The organism is Guyparkeria hydrothermalis (assembly GCF_023555375.1).
GTDB classification, from domain to species: Bacteria; Pseudomonadota; Gammaproteobacteria; order Halothiobacillales; family Halothiobacillaceae; genus Guyparkeria; species Guyparkeria hydrothermalis.
Map to the genome: position 1 here is coordinate 176,930 of NZ_JAJSEE010000003.1, position 18,636 is coordinate 195,565.

14 protein-coding genes are annotated in these 18,636 nt (G+C 68.1%); 6 read left to right on the forward strand and 8 right to left on the reverse strand.

Annotated features, from left to right (window positions below; all coding sequences use genetic code 11):
• Nucleotides 1-8 precede the first annotated feature (8 nt).
• The 7 genes from LV475_RS05755 to gshA form a co-directional block, all read right to left on the reverse strand.
• A complete protein-coding gene (locus LV475_RS05755; RefSeq protein WP_250105914.1) occupies nucleotides 9-1,151 on the reverse strand; it encodes a ribonuclease D in 1,143 nt (380 codons plus the stop codon).
• A gap of 53 nt (nucleotides 1,152-1,204) precedes the next feature.
• Complete coding sequence (locus LV475_RS05760; RefSeq protein ID WP_250105958.1) at nucleotides 1,205-1,741, reverse strand: peptidylprolyl isomerase; 537 nt, start codon at nucleotides 1,739-1,741, stop codon at nucleotides 1,205-1,207.
• A gap of 37 nt (nucleotides 1,742-1,778) precedes the next feature.
• Nucleotides 1,779-2,195, reverse strand: coding sequence for an RNA polymerase-binding protein DksA (dksA, locus tag LV475_RS05765; RefSeq protein WP_136866804.1), 417 nt, complete (start codon nucleotides 2,193-2,195; stop codon nucleotides 1,779-1,781).
• Nucleotides 2,196-2,700: 505 nt separating this feature from the next.
• Nucleotides 2,701-3,546 (reverse strand): energy transducer TonB, encoded by an 846-nt coding sequence (locus LV475_RS05770; RefSeq protein WP_250105915.1) that lies wholly within the window; start codon nucleotides 3,544-3,546, stop codon nucleotides 2,701-2,703.
• 18 nt (nucleotides 3,547-3,564) lie between these two features.
• Entirely contained in the window at nucleotides 3,565-4,626 is a 1,062-nt protein-coding gene (locus tag LV475_RS05775; protein ID WP_250105916.1) for an FAD:protein FMN transferase, read from the reverse strand.
• Nucleotides 4,623-5,567, reverse strand: coding sequence for a glutathione synthase (gene gshB / locus LV475_RS05780; protein WP_250105917.1), 945 nt, complete (start codon nucleotides 5,565-5,567; stop codon nucleotides 4,623-4,625). Before gshB ends, LV475_RS05775 begins: the two co-directional genes overlap by 4 nt.
• Before the next feature lie 23 nt (nucleotides 5,568-5,590).
• Entirely contained in the window at nucleotides 5,591-6,934 is a 1,344-nt protein-coding gene (gene gshA / locus LV475_RS05785; protein ID WP_156227438.1) for a glutamate--cysteine ligase, read from the reverse strand.
• 197 nt (nucleotides 6,935-7,131) lie between these two features.
• Here gshA and LV475_RS05790 point away from each other — a divergent pair, with 197 nt between their 5' ends.
• From LV475_RS05790 to LV475_RS05815, 6 genes are all read left to right on the forward strand, one after another.
• A complete protein-coding gene (locus tag LV475_RS05790) occupies nucleotides 7,132-7,563 on the forward strand; it encodes a response regulator (protein WP_136866799.1) in 432 nt (143 codons plus the stop codon).
• A gap of 78 nt (nucleotides 7,564-7,641) precedes the next feature.
• Nucleotides 7,642-8,004, forward strand: coding sequence for a response regulator (locus tag LV475_RS05795; protein ID WP_136866798.1), 363 nt, complete (start codon nucleotides 7,642-7,644; stop codon nucleotides 8,002-8,004).
• Between the two features lie 4 nt (nucleotides 8,005-8,008).
• Nucleotides 8,009-8,557, forward strand: a complete 549-nt coding sequence (locus LV475_RS05800; RefSeq protein ID WP_250105918.1) for a chemotaxis protein CheW — start codon at nucleotides 8,009-8,011, stop codon at nucleotides 8,555-8,557.
• A 72-nt stretch (nucleotides 8,558-8,629) separates the two neighbouring features.
• Nucleotides 8,630-10,666 (forward strand): methyl-accepting chemotaxis protein, encoded by a 2,037-nt coding sequence (locus LV475_RS05805; protein ID WP_250105919.1) that lies wholly within the window; start codon nucleotides 8,630-8,632, stop codon nucleotides 10,664-10,666.
• Nucleotides 10,667-10,770: 104 nt separating this feature from the next.
• On the forward strand, nucleotides 10,771-17,394 hold the full coding sequence (locus LV475_RS05810; protein ID WP_250105920.1) for an Hpt domain-containing protein: 6,624 nt from the start codon (nucleotides 10,771-10,773) through the stop codon (nucleotides 17,392-17,394).
• Nucleotides 17,395-17,410: 16 nt separating this feature from the next.
• On the forward strand, nucleotides 17,411-17,926 hold the full coding sequence (locus LV475_RS05815; RefSeq protein WP_169303580.1) for a chemotaxis protein CheW: 516 nt from the start codon (nucleotides 17,411-17,413) through the stop codon (nucleotides 17,924-17,926).
• An 89-nt stretch (nucleotides 17,927-18,015) separates the two neighbouring features.
• Here LV475_RS05815 and LV475_RS05820 read toward each other — a convergent pair whose 3' ends face one another.
• The gene (locus tag LV475_RS05820; RefSeq protein ID WP_136866792.1) at nucleotides 18,016-18,627 is read right to left on the reverse strand and encodes a hypothetical protein; all 612 of its coding nucleotides are present in this window, start codon (nucleotides 18,625-18,627) and stop codon (nucleotides 18,016-18,018) included.
• Nucleotides 18,628-18,636: the final 9 nt, after the last annotated feature.

Below are 18,636 nucleotides of genomic sequence, written 5' to 3' on the forward strand. Positions count from 1 at the left end.
GTCGTGGTTCAGTCGGTTGCCTGCAGGATGGGGGCGAGCAACGGGGCCCGCCAGCCTTGGGTGAGCCGTGATGGCCGATCCGGATTGGCCAGGTGCTGTTTCAGTTCGGCGCTGGTCGCCAGCCGCGAGGGGCTGATGGCCTGCTCGTCGGCGAGGGCGGCCAGCTGGCTCTGGCGGGATTTTACCAGTTCGCGCTGGGCTGGCGGCAGGACCGGCGGACGCGGCAGGCGCGGCCAGCCACTCGGTTCGCCTGCCAGGGCGGTGGCGATCTCCTCGGCAAGCGCCCGGCGAGCGGCCGCATCTCCGCCCAGCGGCGAGCGCGCTCGCGCGATCTGCCCGTCGATGCCCTCGGCATCGGGCGGGCTGTCGGCAAGGCGTCGGGCGATGGCGTGGGCAAGATCGAGCATGGCCTGGTCTCCCCAGACCCAGCGGCGCGGGCGATCCTGCTCGCGCGCCAGTCGCTCTCGCCAGGCGGCCAGTATGCGCAGCGCCGCGAGACCGGCGCGGTTGAGCGTCTGGACGCCCCGCACCTTCTGCCAGCGCCGCTCGTCGGGCGGGGAAAAGCGCGCGGGATCGAGTTGCCGTGCGGTTTCCTCGGCCATCCAGTCGAGGCGACCGGCCTCCTCGAGGCGGCGCTCGAGGATCGGGTAGAGGGCGTGGAGCTGGGCGACGTCCTGCACGGCGTAGTCGATCTGGGTCTGGCTCAGCGGGCGGGCGAGCCAGTTGCTGCGTGTTTCGCCCTTGTCCAGGCGAATGCCGAGCAGGGCCTCGGCGAGGGCGGCGTAACTCATCTGGCCGCCGATGCCGAGCAGCTCGGCGGCGATCTGGGTATCAAAGACGCGCGGGGGCAGCCGGCCGGCGGCGGTCAGGATCAGGTCGAGGTCCTGGTCGCCCGCGTGCAGGATCACCGGTGTCTCGCGGCCGACCAGCTCCTGCCAGAAGGGCGCGAGGTCGAGGCCGGCGACCGGATCGACCAGCCAGACGGTATCCGTGGTGGCGACTTGCAACAGGGCGAGCTGCGGGAAGTAGGTACGTTCGCGGACGAACTCGGTGTCGAGCGGCAGGTAGTCGGACGCGCGCATGGCCTCGATCAGGCGAACGAGTTCCTCGTCGCGGATGACGAAACGGACCTGGGGTCGTTCGTGGTTCATGCGCCCGTCGACGGGGTCTGGCGGCGAGGTCTAGGAAGCCTCCGCACGTCGGATTATTCGCCCGCTTCGACGATAGTCGCCGACTCGATTTGCACGGTCTCGCGCGGCACGTCCTGGCGGAACGGGCCGGCCGCGCCCGTCGGGATCGCGGCGATCGCCTCGACGGTGTCCATGCCCTCGATCACCCGGCCGAACACGGCGTAGCCGGGCTTGCCCGGCTGGCGGTCGAGAAAGGCGTTGTCATCGAGGTTGATGAAGAACTGCGAGGTGGCGGAGTCCGGGTCGTTGGTGCGCGCCATCGACAGCGTGCCGCGGCGGTTCTTCAGGCCATTGTCGGCCTCGTTCTCGACCGGCGCGCGGGTCGCTTTCCGCTCGAAGTCGGCGGTAAACCCGCCACCCTGGATGACGAAGCCCGGGATCACGCGGTGGAAGATGGTGTTCTCGAAGAAACCGTCACGGACGTAGGCGAGGAAGTTGTCGACCGTGGCGGGGGCCTGGTCGTCGAACAGCTCGATCAGGATCGGGCCGTGGTTGGTGCCCAACCGCACCTGGGTCTCGGCGGTGGCCGGCACGCTGGCCAGCGCCAGCATGGCGGCCAGGGCGACAGCCGCCAGGCGACGCGGGGCGTCAATCATCGCGCTGGACGCGCTCGAGGCGCTCGTGGCGTTCCTGGGCCTCGATCGTCAGGGTGGCGATCGGGCGGGCTTCCAGGCGCTTGAGGCCGATCTCGTCGCCGGTCTCCTCGCAGAAGCCGTAGTCGCCGTCGTTGATGCGCTTCAACGCCTTGTCGATCTTGTTGATCAGCTTGCGGTAGCGATCGCGGGTGCGCAGCTCGAGCGCGGCGTCGGATTCCAGCGTGGCGCGGTCGTTGATGTCCGGCTCCTGCCAGTTCTCTTCACGCAGGTGGTTGATGGTCGAATCCGACTCGGTCATCAGCTGGTCGCGCCAGGTCAGGAGCTTCTGCCGGAAGTACTCCAGCTGCATCGGGTTCATGTATTCCTCGTCTTCCGAGGGCTTGTAACCTTCCGGGAGTTCAACTGCCATGTTTATCCACCACTTCTGCCCGAGCAGACGCTGAAATTGAAAGTGAAAAGCGCCGAATGACGACTCGCGGAACGGGCCCGGTCGGGGCCGCCCGGGGACCGGGCGATTGCGCCGATCTCCCGGGGCCGCTGCCTGCCCCGTCCTCCGGTCCATGGCCGAGAACGGGCGACGGGCAAGTATAGGGGCGGTGCCCGGCGAGCGCAACGCCCGCCGAATGGCGAATCAAGGGCTTGTTGCCTGGGGAAACTCTGCACGATTCGGTGACATCTCTGGCTCGCGGGTTTGTTCGCAATCAAGGCGCCGGACCGAAGACGGGCTCGTTGCCCGTCGAGGGACGGCAACGCCGAGTGCGGGCAAACCCGCGAGCCCCGTCCGGGCGGGCCTCCAAGGGCTCATCTGCGGCGTCGCGGGGTTCGTCCATGAACCCCGCCCTTCGGGCCGGCTTGCGCCGGCCGGATCGGCGTCCTGCCGATCCGGTTCAGCCCTTGTAAAGGGCGACGGCCCTTCACGGCGGACTGCGCCTTGCATCTGGGGCCCTTGGAGGTCCCGCAGAGACGTCATCGAATCGTGCAGAGTTCCCCTGGTCGAGTAGCCGCCGATCGCTGGTGAATACCCAGGTGCGCGTGATCACCAATCGGTCATGCTTGGCGGCCAGTTCGTCGGGGAACGCCGGGTAGGGCGCGGCGGCCTGCAGGAGGTTGCGCGCGGCGTTGTCGAGTACCGGATTGCCGGACGAGCGACGGATGGCGAGATTGAGCACGTGGCCCTGCTTGCCGATGGTGACCTCGAGAATCACCTGGCCCGAGAGGTTCTGCTGCACCAGGGCGTCCGGGTAGTTCTGGTTGCCGTAGGCCTCCACCTGGCGCTTCCAACGGGCGAGGTAGCGCCCGGCGGGGCCGCCCTGGGTGCGGCTGGTGGCATAGCCCGTGCGCAATGCGGCGTTGACCTGCTCGTAGAGTTGGTCGATCTGGTCCTGGGTGGACAGGCGCCGAGGCGTGTCGCTGGCCGCCCAGGCCCCTTCCTGTTGCGGGCCTTGCCCGTCTTCCTTGAGGGTCTCGGTGGGGCTGGCCGGGCCGCGCTGGCCAGCGAGCATCGGGTCGGCCGGCAGTTCGCGGTTGATCTCGTCGGTCTCCCGGCCGGCGTCCAGGCTGCGGTCGGCCTCGGGGGCATCGAGGGTGATCTCGATCACCGGGCGGCGCTCCACCTCGGGGCGGGTGATCTCGACGGCCAGCAGCACGAGGTGGGCCAGGATCGCGAGCCCGATCGCGACCGGGAGCACCTTCGACGAGCCCAGCGCGGCACGGTCGGTGGGCCCCTGGGGCGGCGCCTGTGGTTCTCGTGTGGTTGCCATGGTGGGCGTCCCTGCCTCTTAGAGTGTGTGCCAGTCGATTGGGCGTCCGGACGGTGCGGCCGTCATGGCCGATTGCATGCCGGCATCGCGCCACGCGCTGCCATTCTCGGTCACCAGCAGGGTGCCGTCGAGCCCCAATTGGCGCGCGAAATCGCCGGCCTCGTCGGGTGACAGCAGCATCAGCGCGGTGGCCGCGCCGTCGGCGACCGTGGGGGGGCGTCCCAGCACCGTGGTGCCGGTGTTGTGCCGAGCCGGGCGGGCGGTGAGCGGATCGATGATGTGGCCGTAGCGCTCGCCGCGGTAGGTCAGGCGTCGCTCGTAGTCGCCGGAACTGCACAGGGCATGTCGCCCCGATAGCGCCAGGCCACCCAGGACGCCTTCGCCGCGCGGGTCGCGAATGCCCAGTTGCCAGTCCCGCCCGCCGGCGCGGCCGAGGGTGTAGAGATCGCCGCCGGAATCGAGCAGGCAGTCGGTCACCCCGAGCGACTCGATGGCGTTGAGTACCCGCGCGGCGGCAAACCCCTCGGCCAGCGCGTTGAAATCGAACTGGACCCGCGGGTTGGCGGTGATCACCTGCTCGCCGTCGATCCGCACATCATCGAGCGACGGGGCGTCGTCCAGCCAGTCATCCAGGGCGGCCTCCGCCGGCGGGGTGATGGCGGCGTCGTCCACATTGCCCCCGTTTCGATGAAACCCCCACAGGGCGATCAGCCCGCCGATCGTGGGGTCGAACCGCCCGCCGCTGGCCTCGAACACGGGGCGGGCTGCCTGGATCAGTTCGCGGATCGCCGGGCTGGCAGTGGCCTCGCCGTGGGCGGCCAGTTGGCGATTGAGGCGGGTCAGTTCGCTGTCGCGCCAGGGGTGCAGGCGCCGGTAGAGCGGTTCGACGATCGCCTCGGCGGATTGCACGGCGGCCGTGACCTGGTCGGCGGGGGTGTTCGCGAAACGCAGGGTCCAGAGCTGACCGAAGACGCTGAATCCCACCTCGGTGAAGTGCGGCTCGTTCCCGCAGCCGGGCAGGCCGGCCAGCGGCAGGCCGGCGATCCCGGCCAGCAGCGCGCGCCGGCGCCGGTCGATCATCGCCCGGTTCGGTCGGCCAGCCGGTCGAGCATGGCGCCGGTGACGTCCTGCCCGGTGACCGCGCTGATCTCGCGGGCGCAGGTGGGGCTGGTGACGTTGATCTCGGTCAGCCAGTCGCCGATCACGTCCAGGCCGACGAACCAGTAACCGCGTTCGGCCAGCCAGGGACCGACGGTGGCGGCGATCTCCCGGTCGCGATCGCGCAGCGGGACCACCTCGCCCCGGCCGCCGGCGGCGAGGTTGGCGCGGAAGCTCTTCTCGCCGGGTACGCGCAGCAGGGCGTGGTCGACCGGTTCGCCGTCGATCAGCAGCACGCGGCGGTCGCCGGTGCGGATCTCGGGCAGGTAGCGCTGCGCCATCACCAGCTCGGTCTGGTCGCGGGTCATTACCTCGAGGATCACCTGGGTGTTCTCGTCGTCCTCGTGGATCTTGAAGATCGAGCTGCCGCCCATGGCATCCAGGGGCTTGACCACGATCTCGCCCTGCTCGGCGACAAACCCCTTCAGCTGGTCGATCGAGCGACTGACCAGCGTCGGCGGGCACAGGGCGGGGAAATGCTGGGCGAGCAGTTTCTCGTTGGCCGCGCGCACGGCGTCCGGGCGGTTGCCGACCACCACCCCGGCCTGCTCGGCCAGCGACAGCAGGCCGGTGATGTAGTGGTAGTCGAGGTCGATCGGCGGGTCCTGGCGTTGCAGGATGATGTCGAAGTCCGTCAGCGCGTGGACGTCGCGCTCGCCAAGCGTGTAGAAATCCCGGTCGCGATCGATCACCGTGATCGGGGCGGCCTGGGCCTGCGGCTTGCCGTCGGCGAAGAACAGCCAGTCGGGCTCGATGTACCAGCACTCCCAGTCGTGTGCCTGGGCGCTGAGCAGGAAGGCGAACGAGGTGTCCTTCCAGGGCTTGATCCGGTCGATCGGATCCATGACGACGGCGATACGCATGGGGGCTCCGCTTGCGGTTCGGGTCAGCCGGCGGACGGGGCGTCGGCCGCGTCACCAGTCAGATCCTGCTGTTCGCGCGCGGCGGCCAGCAGGGCCAGTCGGGCGACCACGCCGTAGCAGTACAGCCGATTCTGGTCGCTGTCGGGCGAGGCATCCGGGGCCGGCGTGACGCAGGACTGGGTGAAGGGCAACGGCACGAATTCCGCGCCGGGCGAGTTGAGGTTCTCGCTCTGGCCCTTCTTGGTATGCACGCGGTAGAAACCGCCGACGACGTGGCGGTCGATCATGTAGAGCACCGGCTCGGCGACGTGCCCGCTCGAGCCCAGCCGCTCGAAGCTGTAGATGCCTTCCTGGATCAGCACGCGGTTGATGCTGCGGCCGTCCTTGGAGGCGGCCATGCGCGTGCGCTGCTTGCGGTTGAGCCCGACCACCTCTTCGGCGGACTGGGCCATCATCACGCCCATGCCGTAGGTGCCGGCATCGGCCTTGATCACGACGAAGGGCTTTTCCTTGATCTCGAGCTCGTCGTACTTCGTCTGGATGGCGGCGAGCATCTCGCTGACCTTTTCCTGCAGGCAGTTCTCGCCCTCGCGCTTCATGAAGTCGATCTGGCCGCAGTCGAGGATCATCGGCGCGAGATGCCAGGGATCGAGGTCGATCAGGTCGGCCAGCTCGTTGGCCAGCGCCTGGTAGTGGCTGAAGTGGTTGAACTTCGAGCGGTGCCACCAGCCCAGTGCCGTGGGGGGAACCACGGTCTGTTCCAGGTCCTCGAGGATCTCCTCGCGCCCGCCGGACAGGTCGTTGTTGAGCACGATGGTGCAGGGCGAGAAGCCGTCCACCTCGATCCGGCGACCCTCGCGGTGGATCGGGTGCTGGGTCAGGGTGCGCCCGGACGGCAGCTCGAAGTGCGCCGGCTTGTCCAGTTCATCGAGCGAGCCGATGCGCGTCTCGAAGCCGGCCAGTTCGAACAGTTCGGCCATGGTGGCCAGCGATTCGAGATAGAACCGGTTGCGCGTGTGGCGCTCCGGGATGATCAGCATGCCGCGCGCGTCGGGGCAGGCATGCTCGACCGCCGACTGGATCGCCTGGACCACCAGCGGGTCGAAGCTGTGGTTGAGGTTGTTGAAGCCGGCCGGGAACAGGTTGGTGTCGACCGGGCCGAGCTTGTAGCCGGCGTTGCGCAGGTCGACCGAGCTGTAGAAGGGGGCCGGCGTCTTGCGCCACTGCTCGCGGAACCAGGTCTCGATGCGACGACGGTTCTCGATGATGTGCGACTCGATCATCAGCAGGGGGCCGCAATAGCTCGCCTCGAGCTCCGGGGTCGAGTCCTGGGTGTCCAGTTGCAGGGCTGAATGGTTGTTTGTCATCGACTTTTCGTCACGGTGGTCGTTTGGGTGGGCCGCGCGCCGCTCGGCAACCGCGGTAATCGTCGCCACAGTGTAAACGATGGCCGGGGCGCGTGTTTCGTGGCACGGCTGCCTCTCGAGGCGTTTGCCAAAGGCGGGCGCGTTGGTTACATTCGGCCGACGCAAGGCAAGAATCGGCCAGCAGCAAGGACGAAGACATGGAAGCGACAGAGAATCACGCCGGCCTCGACGGCCTGAGGGTCATGGTGGTCGACGACAGCAAGACCATCCGACGGACCGCAGACAGCATCCTCAGCAAGGCGGGCTGCGAGGTGGAAAGCGCGATCGACGGATTCGACGCGCTGGCCCGTATCGGCGCCTTCGACCCGGACGTGGTCATCATCGACATCCTCATGCCGCGTCTCGACGGCTACCAGACCACGGCGCTGATCAAGAACAACGATCGCTTCGCCGACACCCCCATCATTCTGCTGTCCAGCAAGGACAGCATCTTCGACAAGGCGCGCGGCCGCATTGTCGGTGCCTCCGATTACCTCACCAAGCCCTTCAACAGCGACGAGATCCTCGCTGCGGTCGAGCGTTTCGCCGAGGGCCGCCCCGTGGCCGACGAAGGCGCGATGGCGGGCTGAGAACGGCAGGCCGCCGGGCCCGCTTCCGGGCGCCGGCGGAATCTTGATTGAACCGGATTTTTCTAGAGGAACAGGGTAGTGGCTCACATCGTTGTCATTGATGACTCGCCCACCGAAGTCTACGTGCTCCAGCAGATTCTCGAGCGTCACGGCCACCAGGTCTCCGTCGCCAACAGCGGCGAGGAAGGGGTCGAACTGGTGCGCGAAGTCCGCCCGGACGCGGTGCTCATGGACGTGGTCATGCCGGGCATGAACGGCTTTCAGGCCACCCGTACGCTCAACAAGGACAGCGAGACCAGCGCCATCCCGGTGATTATCGTCACCACCAAGGATCAGCAGACCGACCGTATCTGGGGTATGCGCCAGGGCGCCAAGGAGTACCTGGTCAAGCCGGTCAAGGAGGCGGACCTGATCGACGTGCTCAAGAGCGTGCTCGGCTGACGTTATGCAGAGCACAGAGGACGTGTTCGACTACCTCGGCTGGATCAACCGCCAGGTCGATCGGCATGCCGTCGGCATGCCCAGCAGCGAAGACCATGTCAAGACCTGGCAGGGCATCCTGTTTGCCGTCGATGGTCGCCGCATGCTGGTCGCCCTCGACGAGGTGCGGGCGATCGTCGCCCCGCCTCGCATGGTGACGCTCCCGGGGGCGCGTCCGTGGGTCTCCGGCCTGGCCAACCTGCGCGGCGAGCTGACCGGGGTGTTCGACCTGGCGCGCTTCTGGTTCGACGTCACCACGCCGGCATCCCGCCACAGCGTGGTCTTCCTTGCCAAGCACGCCCAGGCCTCGTCGGCCTTCCTGGTGGAGCGGTCCTACGGCATACGCCAGATCGCCTACGGCGACGAGCGCCCCCTGAGCGATTCCGAGCATCACCGCGAGCTGGTTTCCCTGCCGGGCTTCCACCAGGAGGTGCGGCTCAACGAGGAATGGTTGCCGGTGCTCGAGTTCCGCTCGCTTTTGGACCACGACCAGTTCCTCAATGCCGTCGCATGACGTCGGCCACGGGCAATGCCCGACCATAACGAAACAATGACGATGAATTCCATTCAGGAGTAAGTGGCAACTATGAGTCTTGGCGCACGGATGGGCGGCATCAGCCGTAAGATACTGATCCTCGTGGTTCTCGCGGTTCTGGCGCTGGTCGCGACCGTGGTCGTGTTCATCTTCGCGGCCCAGCGCGAGCAGGAATTCCTCGACCGCCGCCTGGCCGGCGCCGAACTGGAACGCTCCTCCCAGGAACTCACCATCGAGGTGTTGCGGGCCATCCGCGGCAACCCCGGGGCGTTCGACCGGGTTCAGTCGATCCGCGCCGAGTTCACCGACAGCCTCACCGCCCTGCAGGGCAACGACCCCGAGCGCCCGCAACTGGCCGTGCCCGGCAACCGCCAGGACCTGCTCGGCACGGTCGACAGCCAGTGGGATGCCTACAACGACTCGCTGAGCAAGGTGCTCGAGGGCCGCGAGGCCATCCTCAGCGTCGGCGAGCAGTCCGCGCAGATCGAGGAAATCCTGCCGGACCTGACCGCGGCCTCGGACGAGGTGGTCCAGACGCTGGTTGCCAACGAAGCGCCCAGCCATCTCATCTACCTCGCCACCCGCCAGCTGATGTTCATCGAACGCATCGGTACCACCCTTGACGAGATCACCGGCGGTGGCGAGCAGGCCGTGAATGCCTCCGAGCGCTTCGGCCGTGACGTCGCCCTGTTCGGTGGCGTGCTCAATGGCCTGCTTAACGGCAACCGCATGGCGCCGCGCGTCAACAACACCGAGGTCCGCGACGGGCTGCGCGAGGTGGGCGTTCTGTTCGCCACGGTCAACCAGCTCGTGTCCGCGGTTCTCGAGCAGGCACCGCAGCTGCTGGCCGCCAACCAGGCGGCGCGTGAGATCGACCGCATGTCCGGCGACTTCACCGGCAGCACCTCCGAGCTTGCCCGCGCGCTCGCGGCCGACCAGAACCAGGCCTCCCAGTTCCTCTATCTCGGCTACGCCAGCGGCGCGATCGGCCTGTTGCTGCTCGTCTGGCTGGGCGTGACCCTGGTGCAGGAATCCCGCCGTGCCCTGGCCGAGACCGAGGCGGCCAACCAGCGTAACCAAGCGGCCATCCTGCGCCTGCTCGACGAGATGATGACGCTGGCCGACGGCGACCTGACCGCGCACACCACCGTGACCGAGGACATCACCGGCGCGATCGCCGACTCGGTCAACTACACCATCGACGCCCTGCGCGACCTGGTCGGCACCATCAACGACACCTCCGTGCGGGTTGCCGAGGCGGTGCGCGCCTCGCAGGACAGCTCGCGGGCACTGGCCGACAAGTCGCGCGGCCAGGCCCAGCGGATCACCGAGATCTCGGACGCCATCGCGCAGATGTCCGACGAGATCGAGAAGGTCTCCGTCAGTGCCCAGGAATCGGCCCAGATTGCCGAGTCGTCGGTTGACGTCGCCCACCGCGGTGGCGATGCGGTGCGTCAGACCATCAAGGGCATGAACCAGACCCGCGAGCAGATCCAGGAAACCTCCAAGCGCCTCAAGCGCCTGGGCGAGTCCTCCCAGGAGATCGGCGACATCGTCGGCCTGATCACCGACATCGCCGACCAGACCAACATCCTGGCACTGAACGCCGCCATCCAGGCCGCGATGGCCGGCGAGGCGGGCCGTGGCTTCGCGGTGGTCGCCGACGAGGTCCAGCGCCTGGCCGAGCGCGTCAGTGACGCGACCCGCCAGATCGAGCTGCTGGTAAACACCATCCAGACCGACACCTCCGAGGCGATGCTCGCCATGGAGCAGACGACCTCGAACGTCGTCGACGGTGCGACCTTGGCCGAGAACGCGGGCAAGGCCCTGTCCGAGATCGAAAGCGTCTCGCTGAAGCTCTCCCAGCAGATCAACGACATCACCTCGGTGGCCCAGAAGGAGGCCTCGGTGGCCACCGAGCTGCGCGAAGCCGTCAACCGGATCCGTCAGGACACCCAGCAGACGGCAGAGAACGCCACCCAGGCCGCCGACGAGATCGGCGAACTGGGCTCGCTCTCGCAGGAGCTCAACCGCTCCGTGGCCGGCTTCACGATGCCCGAGCGCGACGACGCCCAGGCAGCGAGCTGATAGCGGCAGGACAGCAGGCGGCCCGGTCGGCCGACGTGAGATGCGGGCGGACCGGGGCACGGATATTCCAGCAGGCGGGATGCCGAAAGGCGGTGAATTGACAGATGCGGACAGAAAGGAAAGTCGACGCGATCGTATTCGACTGGCTCCGTGAGGGGCTGGAGGAGCGGCTCGCCGAGCTCTTGAGGGCGCTGGAGCAGCTTTCCGAGGGCGAGAACGTCACCGAGCATGTCTTCGACGCCACCCAGGCGCTGCAGACCATCGACCGCGTTTCTTCCATGGTGGACATCCAGCTCGCGCGGGTGCTGGTGCGCACCCAGATGGCCGCCCTGGAGCCGCTCGAGGAGCACTCGAACGAGTCGGACGACGGCGACCGGACCGCCATTTCCGCGCAGATCGAGTCCGTCGCATTGCTTCAGGCGCTGCTCGACCGCATGGCCGCCGGTGCCGAGATCACGCCGGCCAGCCTGCTGCCGATGGTCAACCGCCTGCGCAGCACCCTCCAGCAACCCCCGCTCGACGCGCGCGAAATGGCTGCGCGTGCCTTCCTGTTGCAGGCCGAACACGAGCTCGGCAAGCGTCCGCACCGCGAGAAGGGCGTCGACGAGGAGGCCGAGCTCCGGCCGCTGCTGCGGCGCATGGAGCGGGAAGTGCTCGCGGTCATGCGCGACGACTGGTCGGTGCTGCCGGGTCTGCGCGAGCTGTCGATGGAGATCATCGCGCACGAACCCAGCCGCAGTGCCATCATCGCCATTCGCGTGGTGGGTGAGCTGCTCCGCCTGACCGAATCCGATCCGGACCGCTACGCGCCGGTACTCAAACGTGCCGTGGGGCGCGTCCTGCAGCTGTTCCGCTTGCAATTGCAGGGGCGCAGCGAGTCGGTGATCAACCACGCCGGCCTGGATCTGGGCGCCTCGGTGCTGCTCTCGCTCCTGGAACGTGTCGACGATGACGAGATCATCTGTCGGGATCCGGCCGCCGAGTGGCGCGCCCAACTGGACGCCGCCGATCGGCCGGCCCGTTTCGTCGGCCTGGATGCCGAGGCCCTCGAGGCCGTTCGGCAGGCGCTGGAAGAGGAACTGCTTGCCACCCAGGACGTGCTCGACCTGTTCGTGCGGGGCAAGCGCGATGACCTCGAACCGCTGGGACGGATCCTGAGCAAGTTCGAGCAGATGAGTGGCGTGCTCCACACCCTCGGCTATTCGGCGGCCGCCGCCTCGCTCGAGGCCGGTCGGGAGCGCCTGCAGGCTGTCACCCGCGGCGCCGAGTTGCTCGACGACGACATGCTGATGGACCTGGCCGGCACCGTGATGCTCGTCGAGCAGGTCATCGACGGCATCCCGCGCAGCATGGCTGATGGCGATCGGGCCGAGGCGTTGCACGACCAGACGGTGGCCAGCTCGATCGGCGCGATTGCCAGTGCGGCGTTCGAATCGCTGAGCGAGTCGCGCGAGAAGATCAATGCCGGCCTCGCCGGGCAGGGCGACGGGGAGGCCCCCGCCAACGACCCGTTCGCCCAGGCGGCCGACAAGCTCACCGGCATCGGCGAGGTGCTTCGCCTCTCCGGTCGCGATGCGGCCACACCGCTGGTCATGGCACTGGCTCGCTGGAGCCGCGCGCAGACCTTCGGTGAGCCCGTCGGCGATGAACACACCCTGTCGGCCCTGAGCGAGATCTTCGCGGCACTGGAGTTCTATCTCGAGAACCTGCGCGACTTCGGCAAGGAAATCGCGCGTTTCCTCGAGGCGACCAAGCGCCGTATCGACGATCTCGTCGCTGGGATTGACGAGTCGACCGAGGCCGTCAGCACGGACGAGGCGGACGCGAGCGATGAGGCCCCGCCGGAAGAGTCGGCGTCGGCCGCGACTGCCCCGACGGTTTCGGACGAGGAGAGCGCCCCCGAGCCGGTCGACGAGAGCCTCGCCACGCCAGACGAGTTGATCGAGTTCTGGCAGGTCGAAGAGGACGAGTTGGCCACGGATGTTCCCGAAACGGCGGATGCCGCCGGCAGCGAGACCGTCGAGCCGATCGAGGCCGAGGGTGCCGACGAATCAAGCGGCGAGGAACTGGAGTCGGCGCTGGACTTCGCCCTCGACGAGGGCGAGGAGGAGCAGCGGGCGGCGCCATCCGAGGCGGAGGACCTGCCCGACCTGCCGGAAACCGTCGAACAGGCGCCGGTCACGACCGACGCCCCGGCGGATCTCGAGAACCTGAGCCTGCCGGAAGACGAGGTCTCGACTTCGGAGACAGACGAGGCACAAACGTCCGCGTCGGATGCCGAGGCATCGGCCGACATGGACGAGGAGCAGGCGCTGGCATTGCCCGACGACGAGGTCGCGACGTCAGATGTCGAGCAGCCTGACGAGTCGCCGCTCGACCGTGACGAGGATCTGGAGTCCCTGGGCGAAGCGGACGGCTCGGATGAGCGGCTGGACGAGGATGAGGAGAAAGCCAGCCCATCGTCGACCGAGACAGACGCCGTGGCGTTTGCCGAGGCCGAGGAAGAGGGCGCGACGGAGCTCGAGTCGGCGCTGGACTTTGGTCTGGCCGAGGACCAGGACGAGTTGCGTGACGAGGGCGCGCCGGCGGACGAGGCGGGTCCCATGGTCGACCTGCCGGATCAGCCGGTAACGGCACCCGAGGAAACGGGCGTGTCCTTGGCCGAGGCGGGCGACACGCTCCCCGAGACCGAGACCGAGACGCCAATCACGTTCGAGGAAACCGACGGCAATGACGACGAACGCCACGCTGTCGACGAACCGGAGACGCTGAGCTTCGACGAGGCGGAAGCCGAATCCTCGTCGGAACTCGAGGCGGCGCTCGATTTCGGTCTTGCCGACGACCAGGACGAATTACGCGCCGACATGGCCGCGGCCGATGACGAGGCGGGGGTCGACCTGCCCGACGAGGTCGTCGAGGCCCCTGAGGTGCCCCAACAGACCGGTGCCGAATCCCCGGCGGGTGAATCCGAGGTCACGACCCAATCCGAGACGGCCGCCGAGTCGGACGACGACCCGATGATGGCGGAGATGCGCGAGGTCTTCGCCGAGGAAATGGCCGAGACGGTGCCCGAGATGGCCGAGGCCGCCAAGACCTGGCTCGCCGCCCGGGACGCCGAGGCACTGGTGAGCCTGCGTCGCGGTTTTCACACCATCAAGGGCAGTGGCCGGATGGTGGGGTTGGACAGCATCGGTGCCTGGGCCTGGGGCTGGGAAAACCTGCTCAACCAGGTGATCGACGGCAAGCGTGACGACACCGATGCCACGCGCCAGGGGGCGGCCAACGCGGTCGCCCTGATGCAAGCGGCCCTGCCCGACCTCGAAGCGGGGCAAGCCACGCCCGAGTCGCACTGGTCCGATTCCCTGCGCCTGGCAGAACGCCTTGAAGCGGGCGAATCCGTCGAGACGCCCGCCCCATCCGTTGAGGTCGGTGCCGAGTTGGCGGTCGAGTCGGGCGCGACCGAATCGACAGATGCCGTCGAGGTTGAAACCGACGAGGCAGCAACCGAACTGGTCGAGGCCGAGTCGCCCGCCCCGGTGATCGAGGACCCGGTGCTGCGCGAGATCTTCGACCAGGAGATCGGTGGCTACATCGACGAGTTGCATCGGGAGATCGAGGCCGCGCGCGACCATGGCGTCGGCCTGGCCTGCGACAACGACCTGGTGCGTCTGCTGCACACCACACTTGGCTCGGCGCGTACCGCCGGTGTCGACATCATTGCCGCCCTGGCCCGCTATCTCGAAGACTGGACGCGGGTGCTCGCCGAGCATCAGGAGCGCCTTGGGGGCGACGACCTCGCCCTGTTCGCCGAGGGGGCCGACGCGATCGAGGCGCTGCGCCGCTGGGCGGTCGACCCCAGCCTCGAGCAACCCGACACCACGGATCTCGAGCAGCGCCTGGATGCCCAGCTCCAGCAGGTGCTGGCCGACTACGGCGAGGTCACCGAAAGCGCCGAGGCACGCGATTCCCGTCAGGCGGAAGCGACCGAATCGATGCCGGATGCCGATCAGGCCCGCGACGAAGATGACGAGGTTGCGGCGCCGGACGGGACGGAGGCGGCCGACGACACGGCCGAGGCCCAGGACGCCGAGCGCGCGTCGGGCGACGCCCTGGACGTGAGCGCGGACGATCGGGACGCTGATGCCACCGACGCCGACGAGGCGGCGGATGACTCCGAGCCGGACGACGGGGCACCCGAGACGGCCGCCGAGTCCGAGGAAGATGACGAAGGCGAGGACTACGCCGACATCGAGCATCGCCCCGACGATGATCCGGCCGAGCAGGACGAGGACATCCTGCAGATCTTCCTCGACGAGGCGGACGAGCTGCTCGAGCAGGCCGACGCCTACCTGGCGCACTGGCGGGTGCACCCGCACGACCTCGAATCGATCCGGCTGCTGCATCGCAACCTGCACACCCTCAAGGGCGGTGCGCGCATGGCCGGGCTGCTCAACCTGGGCGATGTCGCGCATCACCTCGAGGGTCGCCTTGACCTGGCACGTCGCGACGAATCAACCGACAACGAGCCCCTGGTTGCCCTGGTCCAGCACAGTTACGACGTGATCGCCGGGCTGCTCGACCGCGTGCGCAACCAGCAGCCGATTCCCCAGCAACGCGAACTGATTGGCTGGATCCGCGACCCGGATGGCGCGCGCCGCTTCGCCGAGCGTAGCCAGGGTAGCGAGCCGGTCCGCCGGGACGAATCGGCCGAATCGCCGGCGCCGGCCGAGGCGGTTGCCGAGGCACCCGCCGACACGCCGAGCACGCCGCCTGCCTCCGCGCCGGCCGAGGCCGGTTCGGGCCCGGCTCAGGAGGGCGGGGCCGAGCGGCGCGACGAGCAGGTGCGCGTTGCCGCCGGCAGCATCGATGCGCTGGTTAACCAGATCGGCGAGTCGGTGCTGCTGCAATCTCGCATCGACCGTCAGGTCAACGGCTTCGAGCGCCAGCTGTTCGAGCTCCAGCAGACCGTCACCCGCCTGCGCAGTCAGTTGCGTCGGCTCGAGATCGAGACCGAGACGCAGATCAAGGCCGACTTGATGGAAGAGGCCGGGATCAGCGAGGAGCAGTTTGATCCGCTGGAATTCGACCGCTTCACCCAGGTTCAGGAACTCTCGCGCGGCATCATGGAATCGCTGGGCGACGTGGCCAACATCGAGGAGAGCCTGAGCTCGCTCACCGAACAATCGCAGCTCCTGCTGCTGCAGCAGTCGCGCCTGGGTCGGAAGATGCAGGACGGCGTGCTCGCGATGCGCCTGGTGCGATTCAACGACGTTGCCGGTCGCCTGCGCCGCATCGTGCGCCAGGTGGGCGACGAGATGGGGCGCCAGGCCGAGCTGGTGATCGAGAACGGCGATGCCGAGGTCGACCGGGTCACCCTGATGGCCATGCTGCCGTCGCTCGAGCATATGCTGCGCAATTCCATTGCCCACGGCATCGAGTCGCCCGAGGAGCGTCGCGCCAACCACAAGCCGCCCGTGGGCCAGCTGCTGCTCAATATCGACAGTGGCGGCGGCAACATCACGGTGAGCCTGCGGGACGACGGGCGCGGGCTCGATCTGGATGCCATTCGTCGCAAGGCGATCGAACGCAGCCTGATCCCGGCCGATATCGACGTCAGCGACGAAGAGGCCCGCTCGCTGATCTTCCTGCCGGGCTTTTCCACCGCCGGCAATGTCTCCCAGGTCGCCGGTCGCGGGGTGGGGATGGACGTGGTCGCGAGCGCCACGCGAGAACTCGGCGGTTTCGTCGACGTCGACTCCGAACAGGGCCGTTACACCGAGATCCGCCTCAACCTGCCGCTGACCCAGGCGATGACCCGCGGCATCCTGATCGCCAGCGGCGACGACCGCTACGCGATCCCCTACAAGGGCGTGGTGGCCGTCACGCGCATGACCGGCGTGGCGCTCGCCGAGCACTACCGCGAGGAGAAACCGCAGATCGAGTACGAGGGGGAGCATTACCCGCTCTACTACCTCGGCGAACTCCTCTGGGGGCAGCCGCCGGCCGAGACGGCACAGGACGTCGCGGCCATCCGGCCGATCATGCTCTTCAAGCTGGGCGAGCGGCGTTTCGCCCTGCACGTGGATCATCAGCTCGGCGGCATCCAGTTGTTCGTCAAGTCGCTGGGCCCGCAGCTGGGCCGGATTCCCGGGCTTTCCGGGGCCACGATTGCCGACGACGGTGACGTGATCCTGGTCCTCGAGCTGTTCGAGCTGGTCCAGCAATTCCAGCGTCGCGACTACCAGCGCCGTCTGGGCGCGCAGGCCGCCGTCAAGCCGGTGCGAGCCCGCCCGGCCGTGCTGGTCGTCGACGACTCGCTCACCGTGCGCAAGGTCACGGCGCGCACACTGGAGCGCAACAACTACGATGTCGTGCTGGCCCGTGATGGTGTCGAGGCCCTCGGCCTGCTGCAGGACAGTCTGCCGGACCTGGTGCTCACCGATATCGAGATGCCGCGCATGGACGGCTTCGAGCTGCTCGGCGCGATCCGCAACGACCGCGCGGCGGCCGACACGCCGGTGATCATGATTTCCTCGCGTACCGGCCAGAAGCACCGGTCCCGCGCCGAGGCGCTCGGCGTGTCCGCCTATCTCGGCAAGCCGTACACGGAGCTCGACCTGATCGACACCATCGAGCGCCTGCTGCCGGCACGCCCGGTCGCGGGTGAGGAGGTCACGAGCGAGGCGGAGCCGGGAAATCCGGAAGCGGGTGACGCGCATGCCGACTGAAGGACAGCAAGCAGCCATGGCACAGCAAGAAGAACGGCCCATCGACGAGACGGCAATCCGTGCCGTCCGTCTGCCCACGCAGTTGATCGATCTCGAACTGCTGGTGCCCTACTCGTTGATCGCCGAGATCACCGACGTCTCCCTGCCTGAAGGCAGCATCCGACTCGGACGCAGCGAGGCGACCATGGTCAACTGGCGAGGCCAGCGCGTGCCGCTGGTCAGCCTGGAGGCGATGAACGGCGAATCCCTGCCCACCATTGGGCGGCGGGTGCGCTGCGCGGTTCTGTACGGCACGGACCCCGAACGGGCCCTGCCGTACTACGCGTTGCTGCTGTCCGGCGTGCCGCGCTCGGAGCAGGTCGAGCGTCGCCAGATCGAGTCAGCCGGTCCGCAGGACAACCCCCTCTGGCGCGAAGTGGTGCGGATTGGCGGACGTCTTACCGCGATTCCCGATATCCGGGTTCTCGAGGAACGCATCGATCAGATGCGGCTCGGTCAGGAGGAGGCCGCGGAGGAGCCGCCCGGCGACTAATCCCGCCTTGCCCGTGATCGCCGCAACGAGAAAACCCGGCACGCTAGCGTGCCGGGTTTTTGCTTCTCCGGACGCAGTGGGTCATGGGCTTAGCCGTGGCGGCGCACCCGAGCTCCCTCGCGGAGGGTATTGATCAGCGCCATGCCCGCCAGCGCGATGGCGCTGTAGGTGGCGGCGCTGGTCAGGTAGCCGCCCAGGTAGGGCAACGTGCGCGTGGCGTACTCGACGGCTGCCATTTCACCGAACTGGCCGGAGAAGGCGTAGAACGTGACGTTGGACAGGCCAAAGGCCACCGCGCTGCCGACGATGATCCCCCCGGCTATCCACGCCAGTTGGGCGGGGAGGGTCGCCACCGTCGTCGCTCGCTTGCCGACCAGGCGCCCCACGCCCCAGAGGGCGGCATAGGCGGCCAGTACGCCCGGGTAGGCGGGAGAGAAGCAGCTGGCCATCGCCGCACCATCCAGCCATACGCTGCCCAGGTCGATCACGACGGCCAGTGCCAGCAATCCACCCAGCACGCGCACCTGCCGGAACCACAACCCCGCCAGGAAGAAGACCGCCCAGGAGGTGTCCGCCAGGTGCAGCGCCGAGCTGAAGTGGTGGTAGCGCGTGGCGAGCATCGAGACGGCCATGACGGCAAGTGCCGCGATGGCGACGAGCCGGCTGGCCGGGAAGAGTCGTTCGTCGATGGGATGGGGCATGGTCGGATG

Excerpts from the sequence above, each read along its gene's own strand:
- LV475_RS05755 (WP_250105914.1), bottom strand. The coding sequence starts at position 1,151 with ATGAACCACGAACGACCCCAGGTCCGTTTCGTCATCCGCGACGAGGAA.
- LV475_RS05760 (WP_250105958.1), bottom strand. The coding sequence starts at position 1,741 with ATGCTGGCGCTGGCCAGCGTGCCGGCCACCGCCGAGACCCAGGTGCGG.
- dksA (WP_136866804.1), bottom strand. The coding sequence starts at position 2,195 with ATGGCAGTTGAACTCCCGGAAGGTTACAAGCCCTCGGAAGACGAGGAA.
- LV475_RS05770 (WP_250105915.1), bottom strand. The coding sequence starts at position 3,546 with ATGGCAACCACACGAGAACCACAGGCGCCGCCCCAGGGGCCCACCGAC.
- LV475_RS05775 (WP_250105916.1), bottom strand. The coding sequence starts at position 4,626 with ATGATCGACCGGCGCCGGCGCGCGCTGCTGGCCGGGATCGCCGGCCTG.
- gshB (WP_250105917.1), bottom strand. The coding sequence starts at position 5,567 with ATGCGTATCGCCGTCGTCATGGATCCGATCGACCGGATCAAGCCCTGG.
- gshA (WP_156227438.1), bottom strand. The coding sequence starts at position 6,934 with ATGACAAACAACCATTCAGCCCTGCAACTGGACACCCAGGACTCGACC.
- LV475_RS05790 (WP_136866799.1), top strand. The coding sequence starts at position 7,132 with ATGGAAGCGACAGAGAATCACGCCGGCCTCGACGGCCTGAGGGTCATG.
- LV475_RS05800 (WP_250105918.1), top strand. The coding sequence starts at position 8,009 with ATGCAGAGCACAGAGGACGTGTTCGACTACCTCGGCTGGATCAACCGC.
- LV475_RS05805 (WP_250105919.1), top strand. The coding sequence starts at position 8,630 with ATGAGTCTTGGCGCACGGATGGGCGGCATCAGCCGTAAGATACTGATC.
- LV475_RS05810 (WP_250105920.1), top strand. The coding sequence starts at position 10,771 with ATGCGGACAGAAAGGAAAGTCGACGCGATCGTATTCGACTGGCTCCGT.
- LV475_RS05815 (WP_169303580.1), top strand. The coding sequence starts at position 17,411 with ATGGCACAGCAAGAAGAACGGCCCATCGACGAGACGGCAATCCGTGCC.
- LV475_RS05820 (WP_136866792.1), bottom strand. The coding sequence starts at position 18,627 with ATGCCCCATCCCATCGACGAACGACTCTTCCCGGCCAGCCGGCTCGTC.